Consider the following 19,057-nt stretch of genomic DNA (forward strand, 5'->3'; position numbering starts at 1 on the left):
TTCTTATGACTGCAATCCTATCATGCCCGGTGGTGGGGGCGTCAACGCCTAATCCCCTCTCCCCTCTGGGGAGAGGGTTAGGGTGAGGGGGTTGCGCTTTTGCCGGACGCACCGAGAAGGCGGGGCCCCCTCACCCTCCCCTCTCCCCAGAGGGGAGAGGGTTAAACGGCCAGAGGCGATGGCGCCCTCAGCGCCCCTCCTCCGGTGCGGGTGCCGTGCGCGGGTCGGGGATGGCCGCACCCGTCAGGCCGTCGGGGCGCAGCGGGCGGAAGGGCAGGCGCAGGGGATCGGGGGTTCGTGTCCGGACCGCGCGGCGGATCAGGACGAAGCCGGTCAGCGCGGCGCAGCCGGCGGCGGCGAAGGTGAACAGGCCCGGCGGGCCGAAGCGGTCGAGCAGCAGGGCGCCCGGGACGGGGCCGGCCATCGCTCCGGCGGCCCAGACGATCAGCAGGCCGCTGACGGTGGGCACGATCCGGCCCGGCGGGACGACGTCGCAGGCGTGGGCGACGCACAGGGCGTAGAGGCACAGGATCTGGCTGCCCCACAGCGCGAAGCCGACCCACACCGCCCAGGCCGGGCTGCCAGCCGGCAACAGCGCCAGCCCGACGGACAGGACGGCCCCGTTCCCGGCCACCGCGGCGATCACGACGCGCCGGTCCCGCCGGTCCGACAGCCAGCCGAGCGGCCATTGCGCGAGCAGGCTGCCGCCCTGGAGCGCGATGAGCAAGGCCGCCGCCGCGGTGTCGGACAAGCCCACGCGCAGCCCGTACAGCGGGGCGAGCGCCAGCACCGTGCCGGACACGACGCCAACCACGAAGCAGCCGACCAGGGCGGACGGCGCCAGCCGGAACAGCCCGCGCAGGTCCAACGTGACGGCGGTCGGGAGCGCCGGGGTGACCGGCCGCGCGACGGCAACGGGAAGGATGGACAGCAGGACCAGCAGGATCAGGGCGCGGAACGGCTGGTCGCCGCCGGGCTCGACCAGGAGGGGGCCGGCCATCAGCGCCAGCTTGGTGGTGACCATGTAGGCCGCCAGGACTCGTCCGCGGTTGCCATCCTGCGAGCCGGAGCCAACCCAGCCCTCCACCACCGTGAACAGGCCGGCGAAGCCGGCGCCGGTCAGCGCGCGCAGCAGCATCCAGCCAACAGCGCCGCCGGCCAGCGGCAAGGCCAGCGCCAGGATCGCCATGAACGCGGCCAGCCCGGCGTAGGCCCGGACGAAGCCGAGCCGGCGCACGACCCTGGGCGCCGCCAAACAGCCGGCGGCGAAGCCGACGCCGTAAGCCGACGCGACCATGCCGATGTCGGCCCCCGACAGCCCCTGCGCCTGCATCCGCAGCGGCAGCAGGGCCTGGAGCAACCCGTTGCCCGCCTGAAGCAGGACCGCGGCCGACATGACCGGCAGCAGCGGAGGCATCAATAGCCGCGCCCCCGGTCGATCACATTCGCCAGGGGCCGTCCCTCCCGGAAGGCGGTCACGGTCGCCACCACCTGCTCCACGGCCTGGGACGGGTGGGTGGCCGCCGCGCTGTGCGGGGAGACGCGGACGCGCGGGTGGCCCCAGAAGGGATGACCGGCCGGCAGGGGCTCCTCGCTGAACACGTCCAGGCTGGCCCCGGCCAGATGGCCGCGGTCGAGCGCGTCCAGCAGGTCGGCCTCATTCAGATGCGCGCCACGTCCGGCGTTGATCAGGACGGCACCGGCCGGCAGGCGGTCGAACAGGCGCCGGTCCAGGATGCCCTGGGTGTCGGCGGTCAGCGGCAGCAGGCAGACCAGCTGGTCGCACTGTGGCAGCATCGCCGCCAACCCGTCGGGTCCGGCGAGGCTCTCCACGCCGGCCAAGTGCTTCGGCGACCGGCTCCAGCCCAGCACGCGGTAGCCCAGCGTGGTGAGGACGCGGGCGGCGGCGCTTCCCAGCTCCCCCAGGCCGAGGAGGCCGATGGTGACCTCGCGGGCCGGCCGGTAGGGCAGCCATTGCCAGACGCCGGCCTTCTGCGCGGCGTCGAACGCGTCGGAATGGCGGTGCCAGCGCAGCACCTGGAGCGCCACGAAGCCGGCCATGTCGTCGCTCAGGCTGTCCGACACCATGCGGACGAGCGGCACGTCGGGCAGGGTCGGGTCCCGCAACAGGGTCTCGACCCCGGCGCCGAGCGACATCACCAGCCGCAGGTTCGACAGGCCGGCGAAGACGCCCTGCGGCGGCTGCCAGACCAGCGCCATGTCGATGTCGGCCGGGTCGCCGACATCGGGCCAGACGCGCATTGGCAAGCCGGGCAGGCGGCGGCCCAGCGCGTCGCGCCACAGGCCGGCGTTGTCGATGTTCGAACAGAAGAGCAGCGTCATGGAGGGCTCACGCCTGGGCGGGGGCCTTTTCGGCCTCCATTTCCGCCATGTCGAGGAAGCGGTCGCCGATGCGCGGGTGGGCGCGGCTGCCGTCCGACGCGCCGATGGCGACCAGCAGCTCGTCCGGGCCGGGGGCGTCGGGAACCTGGAAGTTGGCGGTCAGGAAATGCGCGCGCTTGCCGGTCTCCGTCTTGTGGATCATCGGCAGGGCGAGCAGCGCGCCCGCGGCGTTGCGCGTGTTGGTGAAGCTGAGGAAGGTGGTCCCGCCCGCCGCCTCGCGGAACATGTTGCCGAAGCGCAGCGTGTGGATCAGGGCCGAGGCGTGCTCGATCTCCCCGTTCACGCCGACGGAGGCCGCCTTGCCGTAGGCCTCGATGCGCTCGGCCGGCATCAGGGCGGTGAGGCGCCGGGTCATCTCCGCGCCCAGCACCGGCGCGATGCGCAGGATCTCCGGCCGCAGGTTCTCCACGAAGCCCTGGCCGGCCCAGGGGTTGCGCAGCACCGCGGCGACCACGACCGACGTGATCGGCCGCTCCGCGGCCTTGCCGCCCTCGACGATGGTTTCCTCGATGAAGGTGGAGATCTTGCGCAGTCCGATGTCCATAATGTCCCGTCCGGTTGTGTTCATTGCGATTGCGGCGCATGGCAATGTCTTTCCCTCTCCCCTCCGGGGAGAGGGTTAGGGTGAGGGGGCAGCACAGGCATCGCCTGTGCCAGGGGATGGCGAAGGGGCAGTATGCCCCTTCGCGGCGCGCGAAGCGCGCCGGCCCCCTCACCCTTCCCACGCTTCGCGTGGGCCCCTTCCCTCTCCCCGGAGGGGAGAGGGAAGTCACTGTGCGCCTGCCTCAGCTCGCGGCCTTGGCGCTGGCGACCCACTGGTCGAAGGTGGGCTTGTTGGCGGAGAGCCATTCCTGGGCAAGGGCGCGGATGTGGCTGTCGCTGGCGCCCTTCTCGCTGATGGCGCGCTCCCAGCCGGCCCAGGTCTGCAGCGGGAAGCCGATGTTTTCGACCAGGGCCTTCACCGCGGGGTTGGCGGCGATGAAGTCGCGGTTGGCGACGGTGTTCCAGTTCCAGGAGGCCATCGCCATGCGGCACGGGTCGGCGCCGCCGGCGCAGCCCGTCACGCCGTTGACCAGCGCGGTGCCCTTGTTGGGGACCGACGGGGGCAGGGCGTCGAAGGGAGTGGGCAGCCAGACCACGTCCTTGCCGGGGATCAGCGTGTTGGTGACCCAGGACGGGCTCCAGGCATAGAAGAAGGCGGGCTCGCCGCGGCGGACGCGGGCGACGGCCTCCACCATCAGAGGCTCGTACTTGCCGCGGACGGAGTTCACCGTGTCCTTCAGGCCGAACTTGTCGAGCTGGAAGTCCACCACGTCGCCGCAGCTCCAGCCCGGATCGCAGTTGACGAGATCCGCCTTGCCGCCCTTGCCGAACAGCGCGGCGATCTTCGGATCCTTCATCTGCTCCAGCGAGGTGATCTTGTGGGCGTCGGCCGTCTTCTTGTCGATCAGGTAGCCGTTGACGCCGCCCTCCTTGATCAGGCCGCCGCCGACGATCGTCGCCTGCTGTTCCACCTTGCGGAAGGCGGGCTCGCGCTGCGGGAAGTTGATGTCGGTGGCGATGTCCAGGTCGCCCTGCGCCGCCGCCTGGAAGAACAGCGTGGTGCTGAGGGTGCTGAGCTTGACCGAGTAGCCAAGCTCCTTGAAGGCGGCGGAGACGATCTGGGCGGTGACGTAGTTGGCGCCCAGGCTGTCGGATTGGGCGTAGCGGATGGTCTTGCCCTTGCCGGGCTGGTCGGCGGCCAGCGCCGGCTGCACGCAGGCCGCGGCGAGGATGGCGGCGGCGGTCAGCGTCTTCGCAATGGATTTGGGCATCAGGAAGGACATGGCGGACTCCTGGAACGGGGTCGGGACGGAAGCGGGGAGGGGGAGTTACTGGTCCGGGTTGGCGACGGCCGGGCCGCCGACCGCATTGGCGCCAACCGTCTTGCCTTCTATCGCGCGGTCGGGGCGAAAGAGGCCGCGCAGGCTGCGGAGCAGCGGGCGCCCGCCGGGGCCGCCGGGCTGGGCGAGCTTCTGCGTGATGCGGTCGAGCACCATGGCGAGCAGCACGATGGCGATGCCGCCGACCGCGGCGCGGCCGACGTCGAGCCGGCCGAGGCCCTGGAGGACCACGAGGCCGAGACCCTCCGCGCCGATCATGGCGACGACGACGGACATGACCATGGCGGTCAGCACGGTCTGGTTCAGGCCGCCGAGGATGGTGGGCACGGCCAGCGGAAGCTGGACCTCCCACAGAAGCTGCCGCTTGGTGGCGCCGAAGGCGAGACCGGCCTCCACCATCTCGGTCTCGACCATGCGGATGCCGAGGTTGGTGAAGCGGATCAGCGGCGGGGCCGCCGCGGTCACCACGGCCACCTCGCCCGGCACCGTGCCGACGCCGAACAGCATGACCACCGGCACCAGATACACGAAGGTCGGGGTGGTCTGCATGATGTCGAGCACCGGGCGGACGACGCTCCACATCCGGTCGCTGCGGGCGCAGCCGATGCCGATCGGGATGCCGACGGCCGCGCAGATGACGATGGCGGTGGTGATCAGCGACAGGGTCGTCATCGCCTCCGACCAGACGCCCAGCGCGGCGATGGCGACCAGCGCGATGGCGGTGAAGGCCGCGACCCCCAGGCTGGCGAGGCGCCAGGCCAGCAGCACGGCCACCGCCACGAAGGCGAGGAAGGGGATCTCGTGCAGCAGGTAGATGTTCAGGTTCAGGACATACTCGACCGGCCATTTGATGGCGAGGAAGAGCGGGCGCAGGTTCAGCGCGAGCCACGCCACGCCGTCCTGGATCCAGCTGTCGACCGGGAAGACGGCCAAGTCGTCGGCGTCAAGCATGCGGGCCTCCCGCGGGTTGGGGGGGAGGGGCGGAGGCGATGCCCGCCAGGATGCGGTCGGCGGCGAGCGTGCCGGTCAGCCGGCCCTCGGTGTCGACGACCGCCATGGGCCGGCCGGCCCGGTGGGCGCGGGCGGCGTCGAGCAGGCTGTCGCACTCGCGCACCGTGACGACGTCCTTGCGCAGAAGGTTGCCGAGGCTGGTGCCACCGTTGCGCAGGGTGCGCAGCGTGTCGGCGTCCAGCGCCCCGACGACGCGGCCGGCGTCGTCCAGCACCAGCCCGCCGCCGTCGCCGGTCTCCGCCAGGGACAGGCCGGCGGCCAGTGGAACAGGGGCGACCGGGTTCATCGCCGAGCGGGCGTCGAACAGGCGGGAGCGGTCGACCTCGCGGGTGAAGGCGGCGACATAGTCGCTGCCGGGGTCGAGCACGATGGACTGCGGCGTGCCTTCGCGGACCAGTTCCCCGTCGGCCATGATGGCGATGCGGGTGCCGAGCTTCAGCGCCTCCTGGAAGTCGTGGGTGATGAACAGGATCGTCTTCTTCAGGCTGCGCTGAAGGCGCAGAAGCTCGTCCTGCATCTCCGTGCGGATCAGCGGGTCGAGCGCGCTGAAGGCCTCGTCCATGATCAGCACGTCGGCGTCGGTGGCGAGCGCGCGGGCCAGCCCGACGCGCTGGCGCATGCCGCCGCTCAACTCGTGCGGGTAGTGGTTGCCCCAGCGGGCGAGTCCGACGATGGACAGCACCTCCTCCGCCCGCTGCCGCCGGACGCGCGGCGCGACGCCCTGGAGCTTCAGGCCGAACTCCGTATTCTCGGCGACGGTGCGGTTGGGCAGCAGGGCGAAATGCTGGAACACCATGGAGATGCGCGTGCGGCGGATGTCGCGCAATTCCGCCTCGCCGGCGGTGACGATGTCCTGGCCGTCCAGCAGGATGCGGCCGGCGCTGGGTTCGTTCAGGCGGTTGATGCAGCGCGCCAGGGTCGACTTGCCCGACCCCGACAGGCCCATCACCATGTAGATGGCGCCGGTCGGCACCGACAGTGAAACGTCGTTCAACCCTACTACGATTCCGGTTTTTGCCAGCACTTCGGCCTTTTTGGCGCCCTGGGCCAGCATCCGAAGGGCCGGTTCGGGAGATTTGGAGAAGACTTTATAGAGATTCTCTACCCTCAGTCGTTCGGTCACAACCGTCTCCCATCGTTGTGGTCGGTGGGCTTTCCCTGTCTCTTGAGTTTTTTACTTCTTGCCATTAGGACGCCCTGGGCGTCTTCCTGTCTTCCGTCGAATCGGCGGAATTGACGGATTATCGTTCCTGCGAAACGCAGCAAGGTGCGGTCACTTCAGCGGCGAAAAGGATGTGGGCAGCAGGATGCGGTTTTCCGCCGTCTCGATCAGCGCCGTCAGCTTCGGGATGAATTCCTGCCAGCGCGGATCCTCGGAAAGCCGCTGGCGGCGGGTCGTCCGGTCCTCGAAATCGGCGTAGCCCCACATGTGGACGACGTGGTTGAGCGGGCCGATCTCGCTGACGAAATAGCCGATCAGGTTGCCGAGGATCGGTTGCTGGATCGCCAGCCCTTCGTTCTGCACCAGCGCCAGATACTCGCGCAGCTTGCCGGAACGGATGCGGTAGTTGCGTTCCTCGACGATCATGATCCGGCTCCCTCCCCTTCGGCGATTTCCTGGCGGACCTTGCGGGCGATGCGGAAGCACTCCACGCCGGCGGGGATGCCGCAATAGACGGCGATCTGGATCAGCGCCGCCTGAAGCTCGGCGTCGGTCAGGCCGTTGCGGATGGCGCCGCGCAGGTGCAGCTCGAACTCGTGCATGCGGCCGAGTGCGGCAATCATGCCGAGGTTGAGCAGGCTGCGCTGGCGGCGGTCGAGCGCGTCGTCGGCCCAGCACTGCCCCCAGCAATACTCGTTGACCATCTGCTGGAAGGGGCGGGAGAAGTCGTCCGCCGCGGCCATCGCGCGGTCGACGTAGGCGTCGCCGAGCACGTCGCGCCGCACGCGCTCCCCGGCCTGTTGCAGGTCTTCATCCATGGCGTGCGATCTCCGTCGGCTGGGAGGATTCAGTCAGGAAGCGTCCCATCAGGCCGGCGACGGCGTCCGGCGCCTCGTTCAGGATCGAATGGCGCAGGCCGGGCAGGATGTGCAGCTCCGAACCGGGGATGCTGTCGTGCATGGCGCGCGCCATGCGCGGGTTGGAGCCGATGTCCTCCTCCCCCGTGGCGATCAGGGTCGGGCAGCGGATCTGGTCGAGGAAGCCGCCGAAATCCGTTTCCGCCAGCACGCGGTAGGCGGCGGCGTAGCAGTCCGGATCGTTCTCCGCGTTGCGCCGGCGCAGGGTCTGGATCAGGTCGGGGTTGCGTTCCTGAAATCCTTCCGTCAGCCAGCGCGACAGGGAGGCGTCGTAGTGCGAGCCCGGCTGCCCGGCCTGGAGCGCGGCCAGACGGTCGAGCACCCGCCGCCGCTCCTCCGGGTTGCGGTTGGCGACGGTGGACAGCAGGACGAGACGCTTCACCCGCTCCGGATGGGTCAGCGCCAGGCGCTGGGCGATCAGGCCGCCGAGCGAGAATCCCGCGAGGTTGAAGCGGTCGAAGCCGACATGGCCGGCGAGCGCCAGAGTCTCGCGCACGAAATCGTCGATCTCGTAGCGGCCCTTGATGCGGCTGGACCGGCCGTGGCCGCGCAGGTCGAAGGTCAGGATGGTGAAGCGGTCGGCGAGCCGTTCCACCACGCCGCTCCACGCCTCCAGGTAGGAGCCGACGCCGTGGACGCAGACCAGCGGCTCCGGCCCCCGGCCGTCGAGCCGGTAGTTCAGCGTCACCGCGCCGACGGTGAATGTCTGGGAGTCCGCCATGGTCAGCGCCCCGTCGCGGCCATGCGCAGCGGCATTGCGGCGAGGCGGCGTTCCTCCTCCCGCTCGCGGTCGCGTTCGCGGGCGGCGAAGACGGGCAGCACTTCGCGGGTGAAGAGGTCGAGCGTCTTGCGCTGAAGCGCGACCGGCAGGTTGAAGGACAGGCCGAGCGAGAACTGGTCGACGCCGGCGGCCTCATAGTCCAGAAGCTTTTCGATGATCTCGTCGGGCGTGCCGAACATCAGGTTCTTGCGGATGTTCTCCGGCTTGTAGTTGTCGCGGCCGGCGACGCTTTCGTAGGAGACGGCGGTCGGGAAGCCGTTGGTCACCGTGCCGATGTTCTGGAACAGGTTCTCGAAGCTGCGGCCGTAGTCGATGCTGTGCTGCACGGCCAGATCGGCCTCTTCCGGCCGGTCGTAGCAGCAGGTGCGGCGCTGCATCATGAAGCGCGGGCGCGGCACCTCCGGATGGTCGGCCACCGCCTTGCGGAACTTCTCGCCCAGCACGGCGATCTCGGAGGCCGGGGCGGCCAGCGGCGTGGACAGGATGCTGGCGCCCATGCCGACCGCCCAGTCGAAGGTGCCGGGGTCGCGCGCCGCCACCCAGACGCGCGGGTGCGGTTGCTGAAGCGGCTTCGGCACGGAGGTGGCCAGCGGGAACTTCCAGTAATGGCCGTCGTGGGCGTAGTCGCCGGCCCACAGCTTCTGCACCGCGGGCAGCAGCTCCTTCATGTAGGCGACACCCTCCTGCTGGGGCATGCCGCCGGCCATGCGGTCGAACTCGTACTGGTAGGCGCCGCGGGCGATGCCGAACTCCAGCCGGCCGCCGGTCAGGTGGTCGCACAGCGCCGCCTCCCCGGCCAGCCGGATCGGGCTCCAGTAGGGGGCGACCACCGTGGCGGTGCCCAGGCGGATGCGCTCCGTGTGCTGGGCCAGCCAGGTCAGGATGGTGAAGGGGTTGGGGGAGATGGTGCACTCGATCGTGTGGTGCTCGGCGGTCCACAGGGTTTCGAAACCGCCCTGGTCGGCCATCTTCACCAGTTCCAGCATGGTGCTGGTCACGTCGCTCATCGGCGTGTCCGGCGAGAAGCGCTCCATGGAAAGCGCGACGGCGAACTTCATGTCCTGGTCCTTTCTAAGGGAGGATCAGCGCAAGCGGATGACGAAGGGGTCCTGCATGGCGCCGGAGTAGTCGATGACCACGTTCTTCGACCGCGAGAACTCGCGCATCACGTCGAAACCGCCGCGCCGGCCGTAGCCGCTCTGCTTGAAGCCGCCGTTCGACGACATGTAGGCGGCGGCGCGGTAGGTGTTGATCCAGACGGTGCCGGCGTCGATCCTTGTGGCGAAGCGCATGGCGCGGTCGATGTCGCTGGTCCAGACGCCGGACGCGAGGCCGTAGCGGGTGTCGTTCGCCATGGCGATCATCTCGTCTTCCGACGCGAAGGGCACGACGCCGACCACGGGCCCGAAGATCTCCTCGCGCATGAAGCCCATGTCGTTGCGGGCGTCGGCCAGCACGGTGGGCTCGAAGTACCAGCCCTTGTCCAGCCCGGCCGCCTGGGGCCGCTTGCCGCCGGCCGCCAGTCTTGCGCCGTCGCGCAGGCCCGAGGCGACGTAGCCCTCCACCTTCGCCAGCTGCGCCGACAGGGCGAGCGGGCCGATGTCCGTCGCCTCCTCCATCGGGTGTCCCACGGCGATGCGCCCGGTGCGGGCGACCAGCGCTTCCACGAAGCGGTCGTAGATGCTGGCCTCGACGAAGCAGCGCGAGCCGGCGACGCAGGTCTGGCCGGCGGCGGCGAAGACACCGGCGACCACGCCGTTCACCGTCCGCTCGATGTCCACGTCGCCGAACACGACGTGGGGCGACTTGCCGCCCAGCTCCATCTGGCAGGGCACGAGGTTCTTCGCGGCGTTGGCGGCGATGCGGCTGCCGGTTTCGGTGCTGCCGGTGAAGACGAACTTGGCGATGCCCGGATGGCGGGTCAGCGCCTCCCCGGCGGTGGCGCCATTGCCGGTCACCACATTGACCACGCCGGCCGGGAATCCGGCCTCCGCGACCAGTTCGGCGAGCGCCAGGGTGGAGGCGGTGGCGTGCTCCGACGGCTTGATCACCACCGTGTTGCCGATGGCGAGGCAGGGCGCCAGCGTGCCGGTCAGCAGCATCAGGGGCGAGTTCCAGGGAGTGATCATACCGACGACGCCCAGCGGTTCCCGCAGGTTGAAGTTCAGCATATCCAGCTTGTTCACCGGGATGGTATCGCCCTGGAGCTTGTCCGCCATGCCCGCGAAGTAGGTGTAGCTGTCGGGCATGGCGCGCATCTGGGCGCGCATCTCCTTGATCAGCTTGCCGTTGTCGCGGGTCTCCATCAGCGCCAGTTCCTCGGCGTTGGCGAGGATCAGCTCGGCCAGCCGGCGCACCAGCTTGCCCCGGTCGCTCTGGGTCATCCGCCGCCAAGCCGGGTCGGTGAAGGCGGCGCGCGCCGCGGCGACGGCGTCGTCGACGTCCTCAGGCCCGGCGTCGGCCAGCTCGTACCAGGGCTCGGCGGTGGTTGGGTCGAAGCTCGGGATGTAGCGGCCGCTCTTCGGTTCGACGAACCGTCCCCCGATGTAGAGGGCGCGGCGGGTGCCTTCGAGCGACCTGCAGGTGGTGTGCATCGCGGTTCTCGTGTCCTGTGAGGGGGCGGGCGGCCTGGGGCCGGTCAAGCGTTTTCGGCGGCGCGGAACAGGGGCGGCGTGTAGCGGCCGCGGCAAAAGCCGAGCGGGGCCGACGGGCTGGTGCCGAACGCCTGCACGCGGCCGATCAGGACCAGATGGTCGCCGGCCATGACCCGGTCGTGGACCGTGCAGTCGAACCAGGTCAGGCAGTCGTCCAGGATCGGCGCGCCGGTGCGGCCCTGCCCATAGGCGACGGACTGGAACTTGTCCGGCGTCTTCGACGCGAAGAGGGTGGAGACGTCGGCCTGCCCTTCGTGCAGCAGGTTGACCGCGAAGGAGTCCGTCTCGCAAAAGGCCGAGAAGCTGAAGGACCGGTTCCCGACGCACACCAGAAGCAACGGCGGGTCGAGGGAAACGGAGGTGAAGGAATTCGCGGTGATCCCGCGAGGATTGCCGTCGCCGTCGATCATGGTGACGACCGTCACGCCGGTCAGGAACGTGCCGAAGGCGTTGCGAAGCTCTCGTTCATTGATGAGCGGTGGTTCATTCACGGAGAATGTCACGTCGAATGTCACGTGTGCCTCCCTTCCGTAACGAGGGAAAGGCTACGCGGGACCGGCCCGGCCATCTTCCTCCGGGAGGACGGAGGGTGCGACAAATTGTCTCCGCCGGAACGGAGGAAGGGGCGCGACTGGCGTTCCCTCTCCCCTCCGGGGCTCGAAGCCGACGGCCGCAGGCCGGTTGAGCGCCGAAGGCGATCAAAGGCGGAGAGGGGGAGCGAGACTTGCGAGCGACCCGGTTAGGGTGAGGGGGTTGCGCTTTTGCCGGACGTATCAAGGTGGCGGGACCCCCTCACCCTCCCCTCTCCCCAGAGGGGAGAGGGTTACATTCCCTGTTGCTTTTCCGCAGGGTAAGAACATATAGAGAACATTTCCGCAATCAGGGGCACATCCTGTGGACGACGCTCTGCTCGACAAGCTGGGCATTCTGGCCGATGCGGCGAAGTACGACGCGTCCTGCGCGTCGTCTGGCGCCAAGGGACGCAAGGGTGGGGCGGCGGGGCTGGGCTCCACGACCGGGGCCGGGATCTGCCACGCCTACACGCCGGACGGGCGTTGCGTCTCGCTGCTCAAGATCCTGCTGACCAACTATTGCCTGTTCGACTGCGCCTACTGCATCAACCGCCGTTCCTCCAACGTGCGGCGGGCGCGGTTCAGCGTGGCGGAGGTGGTGGCGCTGACCATCGGCTTCTACAAGCGCAACTGCATCGAGGGGCTGTTCCTGTCCTCGGGCATCATCCGCTCGCCCGACCACACGATGGAGCAGATGATGCTGGTGGCGAAGACCCTGCGGCAGGAGCACGGGTTCGCCGGCTACATCCACCTGAAGACCATCCCGGAGGCCAGCCCCTGGCTGATCGAGCAGGCGGGGCTGTGGGCCGACCGCCTGTCGATCAACCTGGAACTGCCGTCCGACCGCAGCCTGGAGCAGCTGGCGCCTGAAAAGGACGGCGCCAACATCAAGGCGGTGATGGGGCAGGTGAACGAGCGCATCACCGAGGCCAAGGAGGAGCGCCGCCGATTCTCCCCCGCCGGGCAGAGCACGCAGATGATCGTCGGGGCGGACGCGGCGACCGACCAGTCGGTGCTCCAGACCAGCAGCACGCTGTATGGGCGCTATGGGCTGCGGCGCGTCTACTACTCCGCCTTCAGCCCGATCCCGGAGGCAAGCGCCGTCCTGCCGGTGAAGCCGCCGCCGCTCCAGCGCGAGAACCGGCTGTACCAGGCCGACTGGCTGCTGCGCTATTACGGCTTCACGGTGGAGGAGATCGCCGAGGGCGGGGAGGGCGGGATGCTCGACCTCGGCATCGACCCGAAGCTGGCCTGGGCGCTGAAGAACCGCCACCGCTTCCCGGTGGACGTCAACCGCGCCGACCGGGAATTGCTGTTGCGCGTGCCCGGCCTGGGCGCCCGCGCCGTGGACAAGATCCTGGAGGCGCGGCGGCACACCCGGCTGCGCATGGAGGATTTGGGGCGGCTGTCCGCCGGGCTGAAGCGGGCGCGGCCCTTCCTGATCACCGCCGACCACCATCCGGGCGGCCTGACCGACCGGCCGGATCTTCGGCAGCGCTTGGTTGTGCCGGCGCAGCAGCTGAGCCTGTTCTGATGGCGTTCCACCGCGTCGCGCTGGGGGAGGGGGCGGACATCAAAGGGTTCCGCCGGGCGGTGCGCGGGCTCGCCGCCGCCGGGGCCGCGCCGGAGGAGGTGCTGTGGACGGCGGGCGACGCGCCGTCGCTGTTCGGCGGGTCCACGCTGCCTGACGGCGACACCGCTCCGCCGCTGTCGCTGCCGCGCGCGGTGGGGGAACTGGTGGAGGCGGTGGTCTGCCATCGGGAGCCGGAACGCTACGCGCTGCTCCACCGGCTGATCTGGCGGGTGCTGCATGGGGAGCGGGAGCTGCTGAGCCACCACAGCGACCCGCTGGTGCACCGGCTGGCCCTGCTGCACAAGGCGGTGCGCCGTGACCTGCACAAGATGCACGCCTTCCTGCGGTTTCGGGACGTGCCCGACCCGGACGGCGGCGAGCGCTTCGTCGCCTTCTTCGAGCCCGACCACTTCATCGTCGAGGCTGCGGCTCCCTTCTTCGTCGAGCGGTTCCAGAGCATGGTCTGGTCGATCCTGACGCCGGTCGGATCCCTGCACTGGGACCGCCATGCGCTGACGGTCGGGCCGCCCGCCGCGATGCCGGAAGGGTTGGGAGACGACGCCGTGCTGGCCGGCTGGCGGCGCTATTACGAGAGCACCTTCAACCCGGCGCGCGTCAACCCGACAGCGATGCGGGCCGAAATGCCGAAGAAATACTGGGCCAACATGCCGGAAACGGCCTCCATCCCGCGGATGATCCAGGAGGCGCCGGCGCGCGTCCGCGCGATGATCGAGCGGGAGGCCGCCGCACCCATCCGCCGCAGCCCGGACAAGGCGGTCGCCGCCATGGCGACGAGCCGCCCGGCGACCCTGGCCGACCTCAACGCGCTGATCCGGCGGTCGCCGCCGCTGGTGCCGGGCGCGACGCAGGCGGTGTTGGGAGAGGGGCCGGAGGGGGCGGCCATCGCCTTCGTCGGGGAGCAACCGGGCGACCAGGAGGATATCCAGGGGCGCCCCTTCGTCGGACCGGCCGGGCAGCTGCTGACCCGCGCGATGGCGGAGGCGGGCATCGACCGCGACGCCGCCTACATGACCAACGCGGTCAAGCATTTCAAATTCACGCCGCAGGGCAAGCGCCGCATCCACCAGTCACCGACCGCGGGCGAGGTGAAGCATTACCGCTGGTGGCTGATGGAGGAACTGCGCTTCGTCCGCCCACGCCTCGTCGTCGCGCTGGGGGCGACGGCGGCGCTGACGCTGACCGGGCGCAGCGTGTCGGTGCTGCGCGAGCGCGGGCCGGCCGGCTTCGGCGACTGGAACGGCTTCGTGACCGTCCACCCCTCCTACCTGCTGCGCCTGCCCGACGGGGACGGCGCGCGCGACGCCTACGACGCCTTCCTCGCCGACCTGCGGCGCGTGCGGGACCTTGCGGAGGGTCTGACTTGACGAAGAAAAGCCCCTCTCCCCTTGGGGGAGAGGGGTTGGGGTGAGGGGTCGCTTACGGGCAACGGCCCGGAAAAGACTCTCTTAGGGTTGAATCATAACGAAGTTCCTGGCCGTCCGGGGCCGGCTGCCACCCTCACCCCAACCCCTCTCCCCTCAAGGGAGAGGGGCTACTCGCCTCCTGACACACATATCCTGTGCGAATACGAAACGCGCTTGCGAAATGTGTGAATCCCGTAGTCCTCATCGTGAGGGGCTATGTCATAGCGTCATAGTGGGTGTTTTTCGCGCCACTTGACGGTGGTCAAGAACTGGGCAGGTCGCCTGCGCTTTCATCACCCGGCCGACGATTGTCGGCCGCCCTTCGGGCGATGGACACGAGCGCAGGGCGATGGTGATGATCGCACACATCAGGCGAGGAGCGCGCGCGGCGGTTGCCGGGTTGCTGATGCTGCTGGCCGGCATGGGAATCGCGGACGCTGCCGCCGAGGCGAAGCTGGGCCAGTATCTCGGCACCGTGACGCCGGGCGCTCTCGTCGCCGGGGCCGACCGATTCGGCGCCGTCCAGGCGAACGCGCCGCTGGTGCCCGTCTACAAGGGCGACGCGCTGGTCGGCCACGCCTACCTCACCTCTGACTTCGTCAACACGACGGGCTATTCGGGCCGGCCGATCCATGTGCTGGTCGGGCTGGCGCCGGACGGCACGGTGGTGGGCGCCAAGCTGGTGGACCACCACGAGCCGATCGTCCTGATCGGTATCCCGCCGGCCAAGATCAACGCCTTCATCAACGGCTACGTCGGCAAGAACGTGCTGGCGCTGGCCTCGCAGAGCGCCGCCACCCCGCCGGTGGACATCGTGTCGGGCGCCACGGTGACCGTGATGGTCATCGGGGATTCCATCATCCGCTCCGGCAAGAAGGTCATGCAGGCGCTGGGCGCTGGTGGAGCCGCCGCCGCGGCCGTGCCCGCGGTGACCAAGAGCATCGACATGTCCAAGACGGCCGTGGAGGACTGGGCGACGCTGGTCGGCGACGGCTCCGTCCGCCGCCTGACGCTGACGGTGGGCGAGGTGAACGCCGCCTTCGAGCATACGGGCAAGGCCGAGGCCATCGCCCGCGCGGAGCCCGGCGAGCCGAACGACACCTTCATCGACCTGTACGCCGCACTCGCCACCATCCCCGCGGTCGGCCGCTCCCTGCTGGGCGACGCGGAGTACGAGGCGATGGTGCAGCGGCTGAAGCCCGGCCAGCACGCCATCGTCGTGGCGGGGCAGGGGCGCTATTCCTTCAAGGGCTCGGGCTATGTGCGCGGCGGCATCTTCGACCGCATCGAGCTGGTGCAGCACGAGGGCTCTGTCCGCTTTCGCGACAAGACGCACAAGCGGCTGGGCTCGCTCGCCGCCGCGGGCGCCCCGGACTTCCCGGAGATCGGGCTGTTCGTCATCCCCGAAGGAACGGAGTTCGATCCGGCCGAGCCCTGGCGCCTGCAACTTTTGGTGCAGCGGGCGACGGCCGCGCTGGACAAAGCCTTCGTCACCTTCGACCTCGGCTACCAGCCGCCGGAGAAGTTCCTGAAGGTCGAGCGCGCCCCCGTCGCCGCCCCCGTCGTCCAGCCGAAGGCCGATCCGGTGGAGCCGGAGGCGACCGGCGAGACGCCGCTGTGGCAGCGCATCTGGCAGAACCGGCTGGTCGACATCGCCGTGCTGACGGCGGCCATCACGCTGCTGACCGGCATCTTCTTCTTCCAGGACCAGCTGACCAAGCGCCCCGCGCTGTACGAGCGGGTGCGGACCGGCTTCCTCGTCTTCACGCTGGTCTGGCTGGGCTGGTACGCGTCGGCCCAGCTGTCGGTGGTCAACGTGCTGACCTTCGCCAACTCGCTGCGCACCGGCTTCCGCTGGGACTATTTCCTGATGGACCCGCTGGTGTTCATCCTGTGGTTCTCGGTCGCGGCGTCGCTGCTGTTCTGGGGCCGGGGCGCCTTCTGCGGCTGGCTGTGCCCGTTCGGCGCCTTGCAGGAGCTGGCGTCCAAGGCGGCGAAGCGGCTGGGCGTCCGGCAGATCGACGTGCCCTTCGGGCTGCACCAGCGGCTGTGGCCAATCAAGTACATGATCTTCCTGGTCCTGTTCGGACTGTCCTTCTATTCGCTGTCCTTCGCGGAGAAGACGGCGGAGGTGGAGCCCTTCAAGACTGCGATCATCCTGCACTTCGTCCGCGACTGGTGGTTCGTCCTGTTCGCGGTCGCGCTGCTCGCCGCCGGGCTGTTCATCGAGCGCTTCTTCTGCCGCTACCTGTGCCCGCTGGGTGCTGCGCTGGCCATTCCGGGCAAGCTGCGGATGTTCGACTGGCTGCGCCGCTACCGCGACTGCGGCAACCCCTGCCGGCGCTGCGCCAACGAATGCCCGGTGCAGGCGATCCACCCCGACGGGTCGATCAACGTCAACGAATGCATCCAGTGCTTGCACTGCCAGATGCTCTACCACCACGACCACAAGTGCCCCGTGCTGATCAGGAAGCGCGAGAAGCGCGAGCGCCGCGGCGGCACCACCCCATTCGCCGATGCGGCGGCCGAGGCCAAGGGCCGCGCCGCCGTGCTGACCACCGATCCTGCGACCGGACACCTGTCCATCCGGCCGGAAGGAACCTGACCCCAACCGGGTCACAGAAGAGCCCCAAAAGGGACAAAGGAGCAGAGCATGTCGAACGAGAAGGCTGAGCGGGCGGGCGTGAACCGTCGCGACCTCCTGGGCGGTACGGCCAAGGCCGCGGCGCTGGCGGGCATCGCCGGCGCGGTCGGTGGTGGTGCGGCGAGCAACGCGCTGTTCAGCGCGTCGCCGGCCCAGGCCGCGGGGGCGGGCAACCAGAAGTACGAGGTGAAGCCGGGCGATCTCGATGAATATTACGTCTTCCACTCCGGCGGCCATTCGGGCGAGCTGCGCATCCTCGGCCTGCCCAGCATGCGCGAGCTGCACCGCATCCCGGTGTTCAACCGCTGCTCCGCCTCCGGCTGGGGCCTGACCAACGAGAGCCGCAAGATCCTGACCGAGGGGCTGTCGGCCGAGACGAAGGCGTTCCTGGAAAGCCGCGGCGGCACCTGGCTGAACGGCGACCTGCACCACCCGCACATGTCGTTCTCCGACGGCACCTACGACGGGCGCTACATCTTCGTCAACGACAAGGCGAACACCCGCGTCGCGCGCATCCGCTGCGACATCATGAAGGTGGACAAGGTCATCGAGATCCCGAACGTCTCGGCGATCCACGGCCTGCGCCTCCAGAAGTACCCGCGCACCGGCTATGTCTTCGCCAACGCCGAGCAGCTGATCCCCGGGCCGAACGACGGCAAGAACATCGACCCGAAGAAGTACCGCACGCACTTCTCCGCCATCGACGGCGACAGCATGAAGGTCGCCTGGCAGGTGCGGGTGGACGGCAACCTCGACAACACCGAGGCCGACTACCAGGGCAAGTACGCCTACTCGACCTGCTACAACTCCGAGGGCGGCGTCACCACCGCGGAGATGACGGCGAACGAGCAGGACTGGATCGTCATCTTCAACCTGAAGCGCATCGAGGAGGCCGTGAAGGCCGGCAAGGCGCAGATGGTCAACGGCGTGCCGGTCGTCGACGGCGGCCACGGCTCGCCCTTCACCCGCTACGTGCCGATCCCCAACAGCCCGCACGGCATCAACGCCGCCCCGGACGGCATCCACGTCACCGTCAACGGCAAGCTGTCGCCCACCGTGTCGGTCATGGACGTGCGCAAGCTGGACGCCCTGTTCGACGACAAAATCAAGCCGCGGGACGTCATCGTCGCCGAGCCGCAGCTGGGCCTCGGCCCATTGCACACCGCCTATGACGGGCGCGGCAACGCCTACACCACCCTGTTCCTGGACAGCCAGGTGGTGAAGTGGAACATCGACAAGGCCAAGCGCGCCTACGCCGGCGAGAAGGTCGACCCGATCGTCCAGAAGCTGGACGTGCACTACCAGCCGGGCCACCTGCACTCCTCCATGGGCCAGACCAAGGAGGCCGACGGCAAGTGGCTGGTCGTGCTGAACAAGTTCTCCAAGGACCGCTTCCTGAACGTCGGCCCGAGCAAGCCGGAGAACGACCAGCTGATCGACATCTCTGGCGACGAGATGAAGCTGGTGCACGACGGCCCGACCTACGCCGAGCCGCACGACACGCTGATCGTCCACCGCTCCAAGGTGAACCCGAAGAGCGTCTTCACCCGCGACGACCCGATGTGGGAAGAGGCGCGCCAGCAGGCCAAGAAGGACGGCGTGAACCTGGAGGAGGACGCCAAGGTCATCCGCGACGGCAACAAGGTCCGCGTCTACATGTGGCAGCGCGCCCCGGCCTTCGGGCTGGAGGAGTTCACGGTCAAGCAGGGTGACGAGGTCACCGTCTACCTCACCAACATGGACGATGTGGACGACCTGACCCACGGCTTCACCCTGACCAACCACGGCATCGCCGTGGAGATCGGGCCGCAGCAGACGACCTCGGTCACCTTCACGGCCGACCGTCCGGGCGTGCACTGGTACTACTGCCAGTGGTTCTGCCACGCGCTGCACATGGAAATGGGCGGCCGCATGATCGTCGAGCCGCGCGCGGCGTAAAGGGCGCTGACGTTGGGTTGCGCTGCGCTCCACCCAACCTACGGGCGACCTCGTAGGTTGGGTGGAGCGGAAGCGCAACCCAACAAGGCCTCTCC

General features: G+C 69.2%; 16 protein-coding genes. 4 read left to right on the top strand and 12 right to left on the bottom strand.

From position 1 onward, the window contains the following. Positions 1 to 187: 187 nt before the first annotated feature. From J2851_RS29305 to J2851_RS29360, 12 genes are all read right to left on the bottom strand, one after another. Positions 188 to 1,417 (bottom strand): MFS transporter, encoded by a 1,230-nt coding sequence (locus tag J2851_RS29305; RefSeq protein ID WP_209770839.1) that lies wholly within the window; start codon positions 1,415 to 1,417, stop codon positions 188 to 190. Next, positions 1,417 to 2,343, bottom strand: a complete 927-nt coding sequence (locus J2851_RS29310) for a 2-hydroxyacid dehydrogenase (protein ID WP_209770840.1) — start codon at positions 2,341 to 2,343, stop codon at positions 1,417 to 1,419. Before J2851_RS29310 ends, J2851_RS29305 begins: the two co-directional genes overlap by 1 nt. A gap of 7 nt (positions 2,344 to 2,350) precedes the next feature. Further along, positions 2,351 to 2,947: an amino acid synthesis family protein gene (locus J2851_RS29315; protein ID WP_209770841.1), complete on the bottom strand. Its 597-nt coding sequence runs from the start codon at positions 2,945 to 2,947 to the stop codon at positions 2,351 to 2,353. Between the two features lie 241 nt (positions 2,948 to 3,188). Beyond that, complete coding sequence (gene proX, locus J2851_RS29320; RefSeq protein WP_209770843.1) at positions 3,189 to 4,229, bottom strand: glycine betaine/L-proline ABC transporter substrate-binding protein ProX; 1,041 nt, start codon at positions 4,227 to 4,229, stop codon at positions 3,189 to 3,191. Positions 4,230 to 4,274: 45 nt separating this feature from the next. After that, the gene (locus tag J2851_RS29325; RefSeq protein WP_209770845.1) at positions 4,275 to 5,237 is read right to left on the bottom strand and encodes an ABC transporter permease; all 963 of its coding nucleotides are present in this window, start codon (positions 5,235 to 5,237) and stop codon (positions 4,275 to 4,277) included. Further along, the gene (locus J2851_RS29330; RefSeq protein ID WP_209770915.1) at positions 5,230 to 6,351 is read right to left on the bottom strand and encodes a quaternary amine ABC transporter ATP-binding protein; all 1,122 of its coding nucleotides are present in this window, start codon (positions 6,349 to 6,351) and stop codon (positions 5,230 to 5,232) included. The genes J2851_RS29325 and J2851_RS29330 overlap by 8 nt, the downstream gene beginning before the upstream one ends. Positions 6,352 to 6,570: 219 nt before the next feature. Beyond that, positions 6,571 to 6,885 carry an NIPSNAP family protein gene (locus J2851_RS29335; RefSeq protein ID WP_209770847.1) on the bottom strand — a complete coding sequence of 105 codons (315 nt, stop codon included), beginning with the start codon at positions 6,883 to 6,885 and terminating at the stop codon, positions 6,571 to 6,573. Beyond that, positions 6,882 to 7,277 carry a carboxymuconolactone decarboxylase family protein gene (locus tag J2851_RS29340; protein ID WP_209770849.1) on the bottom strand — a complete coding sequence of 132 codons (396 nt, stop codon included), beginning with the start codon at positions 7,275 to 7,277 and terminating at the stop codon, positions 6,882 to 6,884. The genes J2851_RS29335 and J2851_RS29340 overlap by 4 nt, the downstream gene beginning before the upstream one ends. Further along, positions 7,270 to 8,097, bottom strand: coding sequence for an alpha/beta fold hydrolase (locus J2851_RS29345; protein ID WP_209770851.1), 828 nt, complete (start codon positions 8,095 to 8,097; stop codon positions 7,270 to 7,272). Before J2851_RS29345 ends, J2851_RS29340 begins: the two co-directional genes overlap by 8 nt. Before the next feature lie 2 nt (positions 8,098 to 8,099). Next, positions 8,100 to 9,215 (bottom strand): LLM class flavin-dependent oxidoreductase, encoded by a 1,116-nt coding sequence (locus J2851_RS29350; RefSeq protein WP_209770852.1) that lies wholly within the window; start codon positions 9,213 to 9,215, stop codon positions 8,100 to 8,102. A gap of 24 nt (positions 9,216 to 9,239) precedes the next feature. Continuing rightward, on the bottom strand, positions 9,240 to 10,751 hold the full coding sequence (locus tag J2851_RS29355) for an aldehyde dehydrogenase (RefSeq protein ID WP_209770853.1): 1,512 nt from the start codon (positions 10,749 to 10,751) through the stop codon (positions 9,240 to 9,242). 44 nt (positions 10,752 to 10,795) lie between these two features. Beyond that, a complete protein-coding gene (locus J2851_RS29360; protein WP_209770854.1) occupies positions 10,796 to 11,326 on the bottom strand; it encodes a flavin reductase family protein in 531 nt (176 codons plus the stop codon). 379 nt (positions 11,327 to 11,705) lie between these two features. On the opposite strand from J2851_RS29360, the gene J2851_RS29365 reads away from it, so the two are divergent. The 4 genes from J2851_RS29365 (at position 11,706) to nosZ (ending at position 18,962) form a co-directional block, all read left to right on the top strand. Then, a complete protein-coding gene (locus J2851_RS29365; protein WP_209770855.1) occupies positions 11,706 to 12,917 on the top strand; it encodes a putative DNA modification/repair radical SAM protein in 1,212 nt (403 codons plus the stop codon). After that, positions 12,917 to 14,341 carry a UdgX family uracil-DNA binding protein gene (locus tag J2851_RS29370; protein WP_209770856.1) on the top strand — a complete coding sequence of 475 codons (1,425 nt, stop codon included), beginning with the start codon at positions 12,917 to 12,919 and terminating at the stop codon, positions 14,339 to 14,341. Before J2851_RS29365 ends, J2851_RS29370 begins: the two co-directional genes overlap by 1 nt. A gap of 388 nt (positions 14,342 to 14,729) precedes the next feature. After that, positions 14,730 to 16,985, top strand: coding sequence for a NosR/NirI family protein (locus tag J2851_RS29375; RefSeq protein ID WP_246501009.1), 2,256 nt, complete (start codon positions 14,730 to 14,732; stop codon positions 16,983 to 16,985). Between the two features lie 48 nt (positions 16,986 to 17,033). Further along, on the top strand, positions 17,034 to 18,962 hold the full coding sequence (gene nosZ / locus J2851_RS29380) for a TAT-dependent nitrous-oxide reductase (protein ID WP_209770857.1): 1,929 nt from the start codon (positions 17,034 to 17,036) through the stop codon (positions 18,960 to 18,962). The last annotated feature ends 95 nt before the right edge of the window (positions 18,963 to 19,057 follow it).

The sequence above is a fragment of the Azospirillum rugosum genome, from assembly GCF_017876155.1.
GTDB classification, from domain to species: Bacteria; Pseudomonadota; Alphaproteobacteria; order Azospirillales; family Azospirillaceae; genus Azospirillum; species Azospirillum rugosum.

Bases quoted from the DNA above. Each gene is read 5' to 3' on its own strand.
- J2851_RS29305 (WP_209770839.1), bottom strand. From the start codon at position 1,417: ATGCCTCCGCTGCTGCCGGTCATGTCGGCCGCGGTCCTGCTTCAGGCG.
- J2851_RS29310 (WP_209770840.1), bottom strand. From the start codon at position 2,343: ATGACGCTGCTCTTCTGTTCGAACATCGACAACGCCGGCCTGTGGCGC.
- J2851_RS29315 (WP_209770841.1), bottom strand. From the start codon at position 2,947: ATGGACATCGGACTGCGCAAGATCTCCACCTTCATCGAGGAAACCATC.
- proX (WP_209770843.1), bottom strand. From the start codon at position 4,229: ATGTCCTTCCTGATGCCCAAATCCATTGCGAAGACGCTGACCGCCGCC.
- J2851_RS29325 (WP_209770845.1), bottom strand. From the start codon at position 5,237: ATGCTTGACGCCGACGACTTGGCCGTCTTCCCGGTCGACAGCTGGATC.
- J2851_RS29330 (WP_209770915.1), bottom strand. From the start codon at position 6,351: ATGCTGGCCCAGGGCGCCAAAAAGGCCGAAGTGCTGGCAAAAACCGGA.
- J2851_RS29335 (WP_209770847.1), bottom strand. From the start codon at position 6,885: ATGATCGTCGAGGAACGCAACTACCGCATCCGTTCCGGCAAGCTGCGC.
- J2851_RS29340 (WP_209770849.1), bottom strand. From the start codon at position 7,277: ATGGATGAAGACCTGCAACAGGCCGGGGAGCGCGTGCGGCGCGACGTG.
- J2851_RS29345 (WP_209770851.1), bottom strand. From the start codon at position 8,097: ATGGCGGACTCCCAGACATTCACCGTCGGCGCGGTGACGCTGAACTAC.
- J2851_RS29350 (WP_209770852.1), bottom strand. From the start codon at position 9,215: ATGAAGTTCGCCGTCGCGCTTTCCATGGAGCGCTTCTCGCCGGACACG.
- J2851_RS29355 (WP_209770853.1), bottom strand. From the start codon at position 10,751: ATGCACACCACCTGCAGGTCGCTCGAAGGCACCCGCCGCGCCCTCTAC.
- J2851_RS29370 (WP_209770856.1), top strand. From the start codon at position 12,917: ATGGCGTTCCACCGCGTCGCGCTGGGGGAGGGGGCGGACATCAAAGGG.
- J2851_RS29375 (WP_246501009.1), top strand. From the start codon at position 14,730: ATGGTGATGATCGCACACATCAGGCGAGGAGCGCGCGCGGCGGTTGCC.
- nosZ (WP_209770857.1), top strand. From the start codon at position 17,034: ATGTCGAACGAGAAGGCTGAGCGGGCGGGCGTGAACCGTCGCGACCTC.